The sequence below is a fragment of the Spongiactinospora gelatinilytica genome (assembly GCF_003236385.1).
Lineage (GTDB): Bacteria > Actinomycetota > Actinomycetes > Streptosporangiales > Streptosporangiaceae > Spongiactinospora > Spongiactinospora gelatinilytica.
Genome location: NZ_POUA01000206.1, coordinates 1 through 13,358, shown reverse-complemented (window position 1 = coordinate 13,358; position 13,358 = coordinate 1). Strand labels below are relative to the sequence as shown.

Sequence of the window (13,358 nt, the reverse complement as noted above, 5' to 3'; positions counted from 1 at the left end):
AGCGCGGACAGGGCGGCGGCCTGGTGTTCGGGTTCCCGTTACCCCTGGAGGGGGCCCTCCTGCTCATCGCGCTGGTCGCCGCCCTGTCCGCGCTCGCCCTGGGCGGCGTCCGCAGGCGGCCGCGCCGCGCCGAGCCCCCTCCGGCGGAGACGGAACCGGAAGAGGCCCCTGCGCAGGTCCGCTGATCGGGCTGCTTATCAGGCTGCTTATCGGGCCCAGCGGCGCAGGTCGGCGATGGCCTTGTCGCGCTGCGGGCGGGGCAGCCTGCCGATCACCTCGCCGAGGAAGACGCGATGGACCCCCGGCGCGGTGTAGACGGCCGAGTCGCGGCTGCCCGGTCCGAGCCGGTAGGGCTCCGCGCTCACCGGGTCGTTGCCGCCGTTGACGAACATCAGCCGGTGGCCGCGCGTTCGCACGTACCGGTCGATCTCGCGGACCGCCGTACCGTCGTAGGTGATCGGGATGTCGCGCGGCACGTACGTCCCCGGCCGGTACTCCCGCTCATAGCGCAGCAGGGGACGCAGATGCGGGAACGACAGCGTCTGCCAGCCGGTCTCCTTCGCGCCCTGGTAGAAGGCCGACACGTACGGCGTGAGCGCCTGGTCGCTGAAGAACCGGAACCCCAGTACCCGGTCGAAGCTCCGGTACAGCTCCTCGTCGGAGGCGTCCGGCTCGGGCAGGCTCGCGCAGGCGGACTGGTCGTTGTAGGATCAAAACCCCCACTCGTAATCCATCACCGAGTGCTCGAACGCCCGGTCGCTGTCGCCGGCCAGGCCGAACGTCCAGCCGTGCGCCGGCGCGTCGGCCGCCAGCAGGCCCACCATGGCCGTCCGCCGCTCCAGGATCTCCCTGGCCAGCGCCCTGGGCGCATCGGTCCCCGCAGGTGCCCGGCGCGGCCTGTTACCAGGTCGTGCTGCGCGGGTCCTGCTGGCTCGTCCCGGACGCGGGCGACCCGATCCCGCTGAGCGTCGGCGACGTGGTGTTCTTCCCGCACGGCGACGCGTACGGCCTGGCCGACGACCCCGGCGCCCCACTCGTCCCGCTCGGCTGCGACCCCCTCGGCGAGCCCCGGTTGTTCGCCTCCGCCGGATTCGGCGGCACGGGGGCCGAGACCGTCACCCTGTGCTGCGGCTACCGCCTCGCCCGCGGCGGGGCCCACCCCATCCTGGCCTCGCTGCCCAGCGTGATTCACCTGCCCGCCACGCTCGGCCGCCACCCCGAGTTGCGCGCGGCCGTCGACCTGCTCTCCGGCGAGATCGCCGACCCGCGCCCCGGCGCGGACACCGTGGTCTCCTCCTGCTGGACACGCTCCAGCTCTACATCCTGCGGGCCTGGTTCGACGACCGGGGCGACGTCTGCGGCCACACCGGCTGGGCCGCCGCCCTGGCCGACCCCGTGGTCAGCCGCGCCCTCGACGCCATCCACCGCGACCCGGCCCACCGCTGGACCGTCGAATCCCTCGGCGCACACGCCGGCCTCTCCCGCGCCGGCTTCGCCCGCCGCTTCACCACCCTCGTCGGCCGCCCACCCCTCGCCTACCTCACCTGGTGGCGCCTGTCCGTGGCGGCCCGCCTGCTACGCGAGTCCGACGCCTCGGTCGCCGCAGTCGCCGACCGCGTCGGCTACGGCTCGGAATTCGCCTTCGGCAACGCCTTCAAACGCGAACACGGCCTCTCCCCAGGCCGCTACCGCCGCGAATCCTGCACCCCCATGGAGGTAGGCCGTATCAGCTAGCGGCCGTCCTTGATCTGGCTGATGAAGTCGGTCCAGTCGGTGGGGGAGATGCGGAGGGTGGGGCCGGTGGGGTTTTTGCTGTCGCGGATGAGGATGGTTCCGGGGATGTTGGTGGCGACTTCTACGCATTCTCCGCCGTTGCCGCCGCTCGCTGTGGCCTTACGCCAGATGGGGGTTTCCTGGCCTAGTGGGCCCATTGCTCTATCACCCTCTCGATGAGTTGCAATGACTCCTTTTGGGAGTATGCGTCATCTCGGATGCTGTCACACTGGAGTGTGAGGCGGGAGATCAACCGTGGTTCGGTTGTCACCACTCCGTCGCCGGATGACTGGATTGTGGCGACTTGGACATCATGGGGAAGCCGGGCGAGTGCGAAGGCGCTCAGCAAGCCTGGAGTGCAACCGGCCTCGTTCGGCACCACCTGTATGGTCACGCTGGGATGCTGCGCCATCTCCAGCAGGAATTTCAGTTGTTCGACGAGCGTGGCACGCCCGCCGATCGGCCGAAGGAGAACGTTCTCATCCATCATGATCCAGATGCGCGGTGGCGCCTCGCGGTCCAGGATCGCTCGCCTCTCCATACGCCGGGAGACCAGGGCCTCGACTTCGCTCGGGGGAATGCCGGGCTCTCGCGAGAAGATCGCCCGGGCGTATGCCTCGGTCTGGAGAATGCCCGGTACGAGCATCGGGTCCCAGAAGCGGAGGGAAAGCGCCTGGGGCTCCCCCTCCAGCCACCTGCCGAACCATCCCATCATGCCCATTTCGCGAATCATGCGCTCGTAGATTCCGGTGAAATGCCGCTTCTTGGTCAGTCCGAAGGCGACGTCGAGTGCTTCGGCCACATTGCGTTTCGGCCGCTTGGTCCCCCGCTCGATATGAGAGATGAGCGTTCGGTGACATCCGATGCGGACTCCCAGTGCCACCTGCGACAGCCCGTGCTCCTGCCGTAGTCTGGCCAGCTCCGCCGCGAACAGGGCCTGTGCCGACGCACCGGGCTCGATGCCTCGTCCCATACTTCCTCCCGACCGAGTGTGTGACGACTTGTCGTCATCCTGCGCTGAATTGTGACGACGTGACAGATTTGACGTCACGGTATGTCACCCACCGTCACGCCATAGCTTCCCGTCACGCGCATTGTTACCGGCATTCTGATCGGGCGGCTACTCGTTTCGCATTTCACGTGGCAATGGAATTCGGCGAGTAGTTGTAGGCGTATATAACAAAGTGAGGCGCATCATGACTGTGGGCCGGATAAGCGGCAGTATTCTCCAAACCCAGTACGGTCGGGCAGAAACCCTCAAACTGGTCGCGCTGCCCGATGCGGTGGGTCCCGCTCGGGCGTACTGTGCGGCGACGCTGCGCGGGTGGGGCTACACCGACCCGGACTTCCTGTTCAACGCCGGACTCGTCGTCTCCGAACTGGTGACGAACGCGCTCGAAGCGACCACCCTCCACGACCCGCCCGAGGCGATGGGCCACCTGCTGGAGGAGGGGGCCCTCGTCAGGCTGACACTGACCGTCCTGGCCGACCTGCTGTTCATCGAGGTCTGGGACCGTGTGCTCCGCCCGCCCCGGCCGCGATGCGACGTACCTGACGACGCCACCCGCGGACGTGGGCTGCGGATCGTGGCGGACCTGGCCTGCCAGTGGAGCTACCGCTACTCCGAAGGCCCCTGCGGCCCGTACGGGAAGACCGTCTTCGCCGTGCTCCCCGTGCCGATACGACAGATCGAAGCATCTAAATATTTGGATCTATGATTGGCCGCCTGAGGGCACTGGTGGTGGGTGCAGGGGCGCTTGGGCAGGTGTTCGGGGCGTGGCTGGCCGCTGGGGGAGCGCAGGTGGGGTACCTGGTCAAGCACCAGGTACACGCCGGCCGCCGGGGCCGGCCGTGAAGCGCTCGCGATCACCGCGGCGCGGCACGGCAGGCGTCCCCCGCCCGGCGTACCCGCCTGGGCCGCCGCGGTCGCGCTGCGCGTGTTGCCGAGGATCGTCCCGTTCGACCTGGCCGCCTACCTGCGGACGCACTTCGCGAAGGTCAGCGCGCAGACGGGCCTGATGCTGCAAGAGTGGATCGAGGAGGGGGCGGTCCGTGGGCTGCCCGTCGCCAATCTCAAGGCACTGAGCGCAGGGAGGTCCTGATGCCCGGCGAGGGCCCGGCGAGCGAGCTGCTGCGCCTGTTCGGCGTGACCCGGCCGCTGTTCATCGCGCTGGGCGACGAGCGGCGCCAGGAGATCATCGTGTTCCTGCTGGAGTCCGGCGCCGCGCGCAGCGTCGGCGACGTCGCCGCCCGGCTGGGGCTGTCCCAGCCCGCCACCTCACACCACCTGAAGATACTGCGCGATGCAAGCCTGCTCACCGTGCAGCGGATCGGCGCGCAGCGCCGGTACGCGCCCAACGGGGCCGAGTACGCACGCCTGCTGGCCCCGCTGCGCGACCTCACCGCCACGATCATCGCCTGCGCAGCGGCACCCGATCACCCCGATGCCGCTTCGGGCGGGCGGTGATGCGGCGCGAGATCGGCCTGACGCCATCGGCCTACCGGCAGCGGTTCGGGCCGCGCCCCGGGGCACGGGCGACCGCCAGGGTCGGGTAGCGGACCACCGGTCAGGCCATGGCGAGCACCAGGGCGAAGTCGCCCTCCGGGTCGGTGTACAGCTCGGCGGGGGTGAAACCGGCGGCCTCCAGCTCCGCCGCCAGCGGCTCCGGGCGGAACTTCGCGCTGATCTCGGTCCGCATCTCCTCGCCCGCCGCGAAGGCCACGTCGAGCCCGAGGTCGGCGACGTGGGCGCGCATCGCGCGGGTGGCGCGCAGCCGCATCTCGATCCAGTCGTTCCCCTCGTCGTACCGGGCGACGTGCTCGAACGCGTCAGGGTCGAAATCGGCCCGCAGCTCCCGGTTGATCACGCGCAGCACGTTGCGGTTGAACTCGGCGGTCACCCCGGCCGGGTCGTCGTAGGCGGCGACCAGCCGCGCGGTGTCCTTGACCAGGTCGGCGCCGAGCAGCAGCGAGTCGCCGGGGTCGAGCGTGTCGCGCAGGCCCTTCAGGAACACCTCGCGAGGGGCGGGCTCCAGGTTGCCGATCGTCCCGCCGAGGAAGGCGACCATCCGCCGGCCGGTACGCGGCAGCAGCCCGAGATGACGCTCGAAGTCGGCGCACACGGCGTGCACCTCGATCCCGGGATAGCGCGCCGCCACCCGCTCGGCGGCCTCGCCCAGCGTCACCGCGTCCACGTCCACCGGCAGGTAGGCGCGCAGCCCGCGGGCGGCGAGCGCGTCGAGCAGCAGCACGGTCTTCTCGCTGGTGCCCGAGCCCAGCTCGACCAGGGTGTCCGCGCCGCTGCGCACGGCCACGTCGGTGGCGTGCGCGCGCAGGATGGACAGCTCCCGGCGCGTCGGGTAGTACTCGGGCAGCCTGGTGATCCGGGTGAACAGGTCGCTGCCCGCCGCGTCGTAGAACCACTTGGGCGGCAGCCACTTCGGCCGCGCGGAAAGGCCGGACCGGACATCGCTTTCGAGGGCCTGACGCAGGTAGGCGGGGTCGAGATGGTCGGTCAGCCGGACGTTGGGCATGGTGTCGCGCACGTGGTCTCCTGGGTCGGTGGGTCACAGCGGCTCGACGCGCACGCCGCCGGGCGTCACGAGGACGAGACGCCGGTCGGGTACGGGCCGCCAGCTCGGCCGGTCGGACAGCGGCTCGCTGGCCACGAGCACGCCGTCCTGGCCCGTGTCGTCCACGTAGAGCGTGTCGCCCCACGTGGTGGCCGCGACGGTGGCGCCGTCGCAGGCCAGCAGGTTGAGCCGGCCTTCGGGATCTTTGGTCCCGGCATGGGTGACGACCTCGGCGAGGGCGTCGCCGAGCGGTGCGCCGCCGCGCACCCGTGCGAAGACCGCGGCGGCCACCCACGCCGCGTCGCACGTGCTCTCGGCCGAATCGACCAGCGAGCGGACCGCCTCGGCCCGCACCCGGCCGTTGTGGCTGAGCAGCAGCCGCCCATCGGCGAACGGCGCGGTCGCGCTCTCCTCGATCGGCATGCCGATGGTCGCCGATCTGACCGCCGCGATCAGGCAGCCGGAACGGGCCGCCCTGGCCAGCCCCGGCAGGTTGGCGTCGGTCCAGATCGGGATCGACCGGCGATAGCGCACCGCCTCACCGGAGGCCGGGTCGTACCAGCCCATGCCGAACCCGTCGGCGTTGACCATGCCGTGCCGTTGCATCCGCGGCGCGTACGACTGCCGGACCAGGCCGTGTTCCGGCTCATCCAGCAGGGCGGCCAGGCCGCGCGGCGGCCCCAGCCAGGCCGCGTGCCGGCACATCTAGCCGGCCTCGCCGGGGGCGGCGGTGCGGGCGCAGCGGAAGCCGGTGAAGATCTGCCGCCTGATCGGATAGTCCCAGTTGCGGAAGGTGGTGCGGACCGCCGCCGGGTCGGCCGCCCACGACCCGCCGCGCAGCACCCGGTATTCCCGGCCGAAGAACACCTCGCTGTACTCGCGGTAGGGGAAGCTGCGAAACCCCGGATAGCCGGTGAACCAGGAGCCGGTCCACTCCCACACCTCGCCGATCATCTGTTCGGCCCCATAGGCGCTGGCCCCGCCGGGGAAGGCCCCGAGCGGGGCGGGGCGGGCCGCGAGGTGCCCGAGGTTGGCCAGCCCCAGGTGCGGCTCGGTGTCGCCCCAGGGATACCTGCGCGCCCGGCCGGTCGCCGGGTCCCAGCCGCACGCCTTCTCCCACTCGGCCTCGGTGGGCAGCCGCTTGCCCGCCCAGCGCGCATATGCGTCGGCTTCGTACCAGCTCACGTGCTGCACCGGCTCGTCCGGCGGCACCGGCTCGGTGCGGCCGAAGCGGGTCCGCCACCAGCCGTCGCCCTCCTTGGACCAGAACAGCGGAGCGGAGATCGCCCCCTCGGTCCGCCAGCGCCAGCCCGCCGGATCCCACAGCCGCTCGTCGTCGTAGCCGCCCGCCTCGATGAAGGCGATGTAGGCGGCGTTGCCGACCGGCAGCCGGTCGATCCAGTAGGCCGGCAGATCGACCCGGTGGGCGGGGCGCTCGTTGTCGTAGGCCCACGGCAGCGTGCTGGTGCCCATCTGGAAGGGACCCGCGGGGACCAGCACCTCGTCAGGCCCGCGCCCCGGACGCGCGGCGGGCAGGTCGCCCTCGCGGACCAGGCCGGGCCTGCCGGACAGTTGCAAGGTGGCCAGCATCGTCTCGTCGTGCTGGTGCTCGTGCTGGATCACCAGGCCGAACACGAAGCCCGCCCGGCGCAGCGGGTCGGGGTCGGTGAAATCGATCGCGTCGAGCACGTCGAGGGTGCGACCGCGCACCCCGCCGATGTACCGCCTGGCCTCGTCGGGGCCGAGGATCGGCAGCGACGGGCGGTCCTTCCTGGGATGCTTGAACGCGTCGTAGATGTCGTCGATCTCCGGGCGCAGCGGGGTGATGCCGCCCGCCTCGCGAAGCACCCACAGCTCCTCGTAGTTGCCGATGTGCGCGAGGTCCCAGACCAGCGGCGACATCAGCGTGGAGTGCTGGCGCAGCAGCACGTCGTCTTCCGCCGAGGTGTAGGCCAGCGACCGATCGCGCACCGTGAGGAGCTGCGCCGCGATCCGCTCCTTGAGGCGGCCGGCGTCGAGGTCGGTCACCGCGTCAAGGCTGCTCACCATGATCCCCCATTTCCTTGTGTCATCCCTTGCGTGCCTTCGAGCAGGTCGGTGGCCGGAGAGCGGCCCGCGGCGACGCGCTCGGCGAACCCGGCGACCTTCGCGGTCAACTCCACGGACGCGCCGAGCCGGGGGAGGGCGGCGAGGGCCGCCGAGAAGCACTCCGTGGCCGCCCGCCTGATCCGCGGATCGGCCAGCCCGTCTCGTGAGGCGCGCCGCCACAGCCACCGGCAGGGCTCGGCCGCGGCGAGCGCGGCGTCGGCCGCCCGGTCGTCGGTGATCAGCGCGTGTGTCACCGCCACGCACACCGGCCAGTCGTCGGGGTGCTGGGCGTCGAGGTAGCGGACCTCCAGCCAGCCGCGCGGGCGGACCGGCGGGAACAGCGTGGTCGCGTGGTAGGCCAGGTCGGCCCCGGTCGGGGGCGGGCCCGGCGCGGCCAGCCAGTCGCCGAACGTCGAGCCGTCGGCGACCGGGTGGAACCGATCACCCTCCCTGCGCAGCATCACCCGGGCGGCCAGCAGGTAGTCGGTCCAGGCCGACACCGGGTCGCCGGTCGCCCGGACCGGGGAGGTGCGGGTGCTGTCGAGGTTCTCCCACACCGCCTGGCGCCCGGACATCCAGCCGCACGGCCGCCCGCCGCTGAGCGGGGAGTTGGCGAATGCGGCGGTCAGCACCGGCCCGAGCGCGTGCGCGCGCTCCCAGCGCACCGCGGGCCGCTCGCCGAGATCCAGGTTGACCTGCACGGATGCGGTGCTGCACATCATCAGCGGGCCGTACGGCCCGCCGAAGAACGCGGCCATCGCCTCATAACGGGGCTCGCGAAGCTGCCTGTGGGCCCGGCGTACCGGGTCCAGGCCCACGCCGGCGAGCCGCAGCCCGGCCGCGCCCAGCACCGCCCGGGCCAGCGCGACATCGGCCGCGACCCGCTCGATCGCGGCGGACAGCGGAGCGGCCGGACCGGACAGCTCCAGTTGGCCGCCGGGCTCGAAGGTGACCCGGCAGCCGCCGGGCAGCACAGGGTCACCCGGGGGTAAGGCCAGGGCCTCGGCCACCCGTCGGATCGGCACGTGCAGATCCGCGGACGCGCGGTCGTAGACCAGGAACTCCAGCTCTACCCCGACCATGCCGTCGCCGTCGCCGCCGTCGAAGCAGCGCCGCGCGAAATCCTCGACATCGGAGGCGTCGTGGAGCGGCGCGTCGTCGATCGCAGGAGCCGCCATGCTCATCCCCCCTCGCCGGTGGTCACGGATCTACAGACCCGCGAGACCCCGCGGCGTTACAGGGGGAGACGGCGAATTTCGGGACAGGAACCCGTCAACGGCGGCGCGCCGCGCGGAAGGCGCTCAGCAGCCGGTCGCGGGTGACAGGGGAGAGGGACGTGGCGGGGAGGTCACGCATGGCGGCGATCGTGGCGCGGAACTGGGCGATGTGGCGCGTGCAGTCCGCGCAGCCCCTGGTGTGCTCCTCCAAGGCCCGCCTGGCGTCGTCGGCGAGCTCGTCATCCAGATAAGCAGTGACGTGCTCGCCGACCTCCGGGCAGCTTAACCGTTTCACGTCAACGACCGCCTTACCCTTCTGTGACTGAACCGCTTCATCTGCGACTACCGTCTCACGTTCCGGAACCGACCCGATTCGTTACCGCCGTACTGCGTCTAGCGTCTCATCGCCTCGAAGTAATCTTCCAATCGCTTGCGAACCGCCGCCCTGGCGCGGTGGAGCAGCACGCGCTGGTTGGCCGCTGAGATGTCCAGGATGGCGCAGACCTCCTCGGAGCTGCATCCTTCCACGTCGCGCAGGGTGATCACGCTGCGCTGCCGGGCGGGCAGCGTGGCCAGCGCCGCCGCGATCCGGCCGCGGATCTCGGAGGCCAGGATCTCGCCCTCGGGGACGGACCAGGCGGCGGGAAGATCCTTCCAGCCCGGGAGAAGGGGGGAGCGGTCGTCGGCCGGGCCCGCGCCGTCCAGTGCGGGCTCGCCGTCCCCCTCGAACGCGCTGCTCCACGGCACCGTGCGGCTCTCCCTGGCGCCCCGCTTCTTGGCGGTGTTCACCAGAATGCGGTAGACCCACGTCTTGACCGACGAACGCCCCTCGAACCCGTCGATCCCACGGATCACCGCCAGCCAGGTGTCCTGCACGACCTCCTCGGCGGAGTCGCTGGTGGACACGTAGGATCTGGCCAGCCGCAGCATCCCCCGCGACCAGGTGTCCAGCAGCGCCGCGAACATCGTCTCGTCCCCGGCGCGCAAGGCCGCGGCGACGACGTCGTCCGGGGGCAACCCCACGATCTCTCCTCCCGGTCGGGGCGTATGCAGCCATCATGACATCGCCGTCCGACACTTCCACGTCGGTGTTGTGGGCGGGACTCCTGTGCTGGACTGAGGCGCGGATCGCGGGGTAGCCGCTCACGGTAGGCGCGACCGAGTGAGGTGAGGATGATGCGCGGGCTGGACGGCGGCGCCCGGGCCGAACCGCATGAGCCGTACGACGAGACCGATCTGCTCGGCCAGTACCTGCTGCAGATCGGCCGGACGCCCCTGCTGACCGCCGAGGAGGAGGTGCAGATCTCCCGGCGCATCGAGGCCGGCCTGTACGCGCGCCACCTGCTCGACGCGGGGGACACCGGGGAGGAGGAGCGCAGGGCCGCCCTGGCGGCGGTGGCCAAGGACGGCGAGGCGGCCAAGGACCACATGCTCCGCGCGAACCTGCGGCTGGTGGTGTCGGCCGCCAAGAAGTACGCCCACCGGGGCTGGCCGATGCTGGACGTGATCCAGGAGGGCAACCTGGGCCTGATCCGGGCGGTCGAGAAGTTCGACTACGCCAAGGGGTTCAAGTTCTCGACGTACGCGATGTGGTGGATACGCCAGGCCATCGAGCGCGGCCTGGCCGACAAGACGCGTAACGTGCGGCTCCCCGTCCACGTCGTGGACCGGCTGTCCAAGATCCACCGGATGGAACGCCAACTGCTGACCCGCCTGAACCGTGACCCCACCGACGAGGAGGTCGCCAGGGCGGCCGGGATGTCCGTGCCCGAACTGCACGAACTACGCCGGGTCGGCCACGACACCGTCAGCCTGGACACCCCGATCGGCGACGGCGAGGACACCAGGGTCGGCGACCTCATCGCCGACACCGAAGTGGTCCCGGTCTCGGACCTGATGGAATACCAGGCGCTCGCCCAGGAGCTGCGCGCCCTGGTGGACACCCTCCCCGAACGCGAGGCGTTCATCGTCACCCTGCGCTACGGCCTGAACGACGGCAAGACCCACACCTACCAGGAGATCGGCGAGCGGCTGGGGCTCACGCGTGAGCGCATCCGCCAGTTGGAGCGCCAGGCGTTGCGCTCGCTGCGGTCGCCGGAGCACGTCCAGCCCCTCCTGGACTGGGCGAGCTGACCGGCTTTGCCGGGCCTTTCGCGGGGCCGTCGCATACAACGACATGGTGGGGTACGTCCCCGGGCATGCCACGAATTCTCGCGGAATCTCTCATCGAACGGCTGGCCGAGTGGGGCGTCGACACCGTGTTCGGACTCCCGGGCGACGGCATCAACGGCATCATGGAGGGCCTGCGGCGGCACCGGGACAAGGTGCGGTTCGTGCTGGTCCACCACGAGGAGGCCGCCGCGTTCATGGCCACGGGGCACGCCAAGGCCACCGGCAGGCTCGGCGTGTGCCTGGCCACCTCTGGTCCCGGCGGGCTGCATCTGATGAACGGCCTCTACGACGCCAAACTCGACCACGTGCCGGTGCTGGCGATCACCGGCATGCAGGAGACCTCGGTGCTGGGCACCGGCTACCAGCAGGAGGTCCACCTGGAGCGCCTGTTCGCCGACCTGACCGAGTACAACGAGCTGGTCACCAATCCGGTGCAGCTCCCCGCGCTGGTGGACGCCGCGGTACGGCACGCCTACGCGCGGCGCGGCGTGGCCCACCTCACGCTGCCCAACGACCTGCAGGTGGCCGACGCGGACGCCGACCCATGGCAGCACGTGGCCCCGGCGCGCCCGCCGCACACCGCGCCGGTGTACCTTCCGCCGCCCGGACGTCCCCGCGAGGAGGACCTGCGGCGCGCGGCGGCGGTGCTCAACGCCGCCGAACGCCCCGCGCTGCTGGTGGGCGCGGGCGCGCTGCACGCCAGGCAGGAGGTGCTGGCGGTGGCCGAGGCGCTGTCCGCGCCGGTGATCAAGACGCTGCCCGGCAAGGCGGTGATCCCCGACGACTCGCCGTACACCACGGGCGGGCTGGGGCTGCTCGGCACCCGGCCGAGCGAGGAACTGGTGGACGACGTGGACGTGCTGTTCATGGTGGGCACCAACTTCCCCTACACCCAGCACCTGCCCCCGGCGGGCGCGACCCGGGTGGTGCAGCTCGAAGCCGACCCGGTGCGGGCGGGGGCGCGGCTGCCCACCGAGGTGCCGATGATCGGCGACGCCAAGGAGGGGCTGCGGGCGCTGCTGCCGCTGCTGCCGCTGCTCGACCGCAACCGCGACACCCGCCATCTGGCGAAATATCAGGCCAAGATGGCGGCCTGGCGGGCCGACATGCGCGCGCTCGAAAGCGCCGACCGGGACCCGGTCGCGCCGCAGTACCTCGCTTCGGTGCTCGACCGGCTCTGCGCCGACGACGCCATCCTGACCTGCGACAGCGGCACGGTGGCCACCTGGGCGGCGCGGCACTGGACGGTGCGGGACGGCCGGGAGTTCTACCTGTCGGGCAACCTCGCCAGCATGGCCCCCGGCCTGCCGTACGCCATCGCGATGCAGCACGCCTTCCCGGGCCGCCAGGTCATCGCCTACATCGGCGACGGCGGGTTCGCCATGCTGATGGCCGAGTTCCTGACCGCGGCCCAGCACCGGCTGCCGATCAAGGTCGTGGTGAACAACAACAACTCCCTCGGGCAGATCCTGTGGGAGCAGATGGTGCTCGGCTACCCCGAGCACGGGGTGCGGTACGCCGAGCCGTGGTCCGACTTCTCCGGATGGGCGCGGTCCTGCCGCGGCTACGGCGCCAAGATCAGCAAGGCCGCCGACGTCGAATCGGCCGTCGCCGAGGCCCTCGCCTTCGACGGGCCCGCGCTGGTCGACGTGGACGTCAACCCGGACGAGCCGCCGCTGCCCGGCAAGGTCTCCTACGAGCAGGCCAAGAAGTTCGCCCAGGCGTTCCTCAAGGGGCAGCCGCGCCGGGCCTCCATCGCCACCACCCTGTTCAAGGACCGCATCCAGCAGATGGGGGACTGACCCGCCTTCCCCGCGCCGGGAAACCCGTGGCGCGGGCGCGTCCCGCCCTGTCACCTTTGGCCTGGGGGACGAAGGAGGCGGAACTCCATGGCGTCGATCGTCATCTGCGGCGGGGGCCCGATCGGACTGGCCTGCGGGAGTCCGCCCTCGCGCTCGCCGCGGCGCGGCGGCCCGGCGTGACCGTGCGGCGCGGCGTCCGGGTCACCGGCCTGCTGGGCGCGCCCGCCGCCGTTCCGGCCGTCACCGGGGTCCGTACGTCGGGCGGCGAGGAGATCCGCGCCGACCTGGTGGTGGACGCGATGGGCCGGGGCACGCCGTCCTCGGCCTGGCTGACCGCGCTGGGTTCGGCGGGGCCGCGCACCGAGCCGGAAGACCACGGCTTCGCCTACTACAGCCGCTACTTCACCGGGCCGGAGCATCCGGTGCGGATGGCGCCGCCGTACACCCAACTGGGCACGTTCGCGCTGCTCACGATCCCGGGCGGGCACGACACCTGGTCCGTCACCTTCGTCACCGGCCGTGGTGACGCGCCGCTCAAGCACCTGCGCGACCCCGAGCGCTCGCCAGGGCGCTGCGCGCCTGCCCCGGCGCACGCCCATTGGTGCGCGGGCACGCCCGGCACCGGGGTGCTGGTGATGGCCGGGGTCCTGGACCGCAGGCGGCGACCGACGACGCCGACGCCTTCCGCGCCCTGGCGGAGGCTGCCACCTGCCTGGCCACCCCCCAGGAGGTGC

General features: G+C 71.6%; 18 protein-coding genes and 2 pseudogenes. 10 read left to right on the top strand and 10 right to left on the bottom strand.

What is annotated here, in order from left to right:
• The coding region (locus tag C1I98_RS41655; RefSeq protein WP_158558160.1) for a hypothetical protein at positions 1-185 on the top strand (185 nt) is incomplete at its 5' end.
• Positions 186-206: 21 nt separating this feature from the next.
• Here C1I98_RS41655 and C1I98_RS23705 read toward each other — a convergent pair.
• Positions 207-692 (bottom strand): annotated as a pseudogene (locus C1I98_RS23705) (aminopeptidase); the annotation flags it as partial.
• Between the two features lie 191 nt (positions 693-883).
• Between C1I98_RS23705 and C1I98_RS44225 the strand changes: the two are divergent.
• Positions 884-1,234, top strand: a pseudogene (locus C1I98_RS44225) (cupin domain-containing protein); the annotation flags it as partial.
• On the opposite strand, the gene C1I98_RS44220 reads toward C1I98_RS44225, so the two are convergent.
• Positions 1,189-1,365 carry a hypothetical protein gene (locus C1I98_RS44220; RefSeq protein WP_233508118.1) on the bottom strand — a complete coding sequence of 59 codons (177 nt, stop codon included), beginning with the start codon at positions 1,363-1,365 and terminating at the stop codon, positions 1,189-1,191. The pseudogene C1I98_RS44225 and the gene C1I98_RS44220 sit on opposite strands and share 46 nt — an antisense overlap.
• Positions 1,366-1,395: 30 nt before the next feature.
• Between C1I98_RS44220 and C1I98_RS44215 the strand changes: the two genes are divergently transcribed.
• Positions 1,396-1,734 carry a helix-turn-helix transcriptional regulator gene (locus C1I98_RS44215; RefSeq protein WP_233508117.1) on the top strand — a complete coding sequence of 113 codons (339 nt, stop codon included), beginning with the start codon at positions 1,396-1,398 and terminating at the stop codon, positions 1,732-1,734.
• Here C1I98_RS44215 and C1I98_RS23690 read toward each other — a convergent pair.
• Both C1I98_RS23690 and C1I98_RS23685 read right to left on the bottom strand, forming a co-directional pair.
• Positions 1,731-1,931, bottom strand: a complete 201-nt coding sequence (locus tag C1I98_RS23690; RefSeq protein ID WP_111169627.1) for a DUF397 domain-containing protein — start codon at positions 1,929-1,931, stop codon at positions 1,731-1,733. The genes C1I98_RS44215 and C1I98_RS23690 overlap by 4 nt on opposite strands.
• On the bottom strand, positions 1,919-2,746 hold the full coding sequence (locus C1I98_RS23685) for a helix-turn-helix domain-containing protein (RefSeq protein ID WP_111169626.1): 828 nt from the start codon (positions 2,744-2,746) through the stop codon (positions 1,919-1,921). The genes C1I98_RS23690 and C1I98_RS23685 overlap by 13 nt, the downstream gene beginning before the upstream one ends.
• A gap of 223 nt (positions 2,747-2,969) precedes the next feature.
• On the opposite strand from C1I98_RS23685, the gene C1I98_RS23680 reads away from it, so the two are divergent.
• The 4 genes from C1I98_RS23680 (at position 2,970) to C1I98_RS23670 (ending at position 4,240) form a co-directional block, all read left to right on the top strand.
• Positions 2,970-3,491 (top strand): ATP-binding protein, encoded by a 522-nt coding sequence (locus tag C1I98_RS23680; RefSeq protein ID WP_146607590.1) that lies wholly within the window; start codon positions 2,970-2,972, stop codon positions 3,489-3,491.
• On the top strand, positions 3,488-3,628 hold the full coding sequence (locus tag C1I98_RS45780; protein ID WP_368773541.1) for a 2-dehydropantoate 2-reductase N-terminal domain-containing protein: 141 nt from the start codon (positions 3,488-3,490) through the stop codon (positions 3,626-3,628). Before C1I98_RS23680 ends, C1I98_RS45780 begins: the two co-directional genes overlap by 4 nt.
• A gap of 85 nt (positions 3,629-3,713) precedes the next feature.
• Entirely contained in the window at positions 3,714-3,875 is a 162-nt protein-coding gene (locus C1I98_RS45775; protein WP_368773540.1) for a hypothetical protein, read from the top strand.
• The gene (locus C1I98_RS23670; RefSeq protein ID WP_111169623.1) at positions 3,875-4,240 is read left to right on the top strand and encodes an ArsR/SmtB family transcription factor; all 366 of its coding nucleotides are present in this window, start codon (positions 3,875-3,877) and stop codon (positions 4,238-4,240) included. Before C1I98_RS45775 ends, C1I98_RS23670 begins: the two co-directional genes overlap by 1 nt.
• A 100-nt stretch (positions 4,241-4,340) precedes the next feature.
• Here C1I98_RS23670 and egtD read toward each other — a convergent pair whose 3' ends face one another.
• From egtD to C1I98_RS23640, 6 genes are all read right to left on the bottom strand, one after another.
• Positions 4,341-5,306, bottom strand: a complete 966-nt coding sequence (egtD, locus tag C1I98_RS23665; RefSeq protein WP_111169631.1) for an L-histidine N(alpha)-methyltransferase — start codon at positions 5,304-5,306, stop codon at positions 4,341-4,343.
• Between the two features lie 33 nt (positions 5,307-5,339).
• Positions 5,340-6,050, bottom strand: a complete 711-nt coding sequence (gene egtC, locus C1I98_RS23660; protein ID WP_111169622.1) for an ergothioneine biosynthesis protein EgtC — start codon at positions 6,048-6,050, stop codon at positions 5,340-5,342.
• A complete protein-coding gene (gene egtB / locus C1I98_RS23655) occupies positions 6,051-7,394 on the bottom strand; it encodes an ergothioneine biosynthesis protein EgtB (protein ID WP_111169621.1) in 1,344 nt (447 codons plus the stop codon).
• Complete coding sequence (egtA, locus tag C1I98_RS23650) at positions 7,388-8,611, bottom strand: ergothioneine biosynthesis glutamate--cysteine ligase EgtA (protein ID WP_111169620.1); 1,224 nt, start codon at positions 8,609-8,611, stop codon at positions 7,388-7,390. Before egtA ends, egtB begins: the two co-directional genes overlap by 7 nt.
• Before the next feature lie 94 nt (positions 8,612-8,705).
• Positions 8,706-8,945: an anti-sigma factor family protein gene (locus C1I98_RS23645; RefSeq protein ID WP_158558158.1), complete on the bottom strand. Its 240-nt coding sequence runs from the start codon at positions 8,943-8,945 to the stop codon at positions 8,706-8,708.
• A gap of 98 nt (positions 8,946-9,043) precedes the next feature.
• Entirely contained in the window at positions 9,044-9,673 is a 630-nt protein-coding gene (locus tag C1I98_RS23640; RefSeq protein WP_233508116.1) for an RNA polymerase sigma factor, read from the bottom strand.
• A gap of 153 nt (positions 9,674-9,826) precedes the next feature.
• Here C1I98_RS23640 and C1I98_RS23635 point away from each other — a divergent pair, with 153 nt between their 5' ends.
• The 3 genes from C1I98_RS23635 to C1I98_RS23625 form a co-directional block, all read left to right on the top strand.
• Positions 9,827-10,783 carry a sigma-70 family RNA polymerase sigma factor gene (locus C1I98_RS23635; protein WP_199537152.1) on the top strand — a complete coding sequence of 319 codons (957 nt, stop codon included), beginning with the start codon at positions 9,827-9,829 and terminating at the stop codon, positions 10,781-10,783.
• 65 nt (positions 10,784-10,848) lie between these two features.
• A complete protein-coding gene (locus C1I98_RS23630) occupies positions 10,849-12,624 on the top strand; it encodes a thiamine pyrophosphate-binding protein (RefSeq protein WP_111169617.1) in 1,776 nt (591 codons plus the stop codon).
• 56 nt (positions 12,625-12,680) lie between these two features.
• Positions 12,681-13,358, top strand: a 678-nt coding sequence (locus tag C1I98_RS23625) for an NAD(P)/FAD-dependent oxidoreductase (protein WP_368773539.1), incomplete at its 3' end; no start/stop codon positions are given.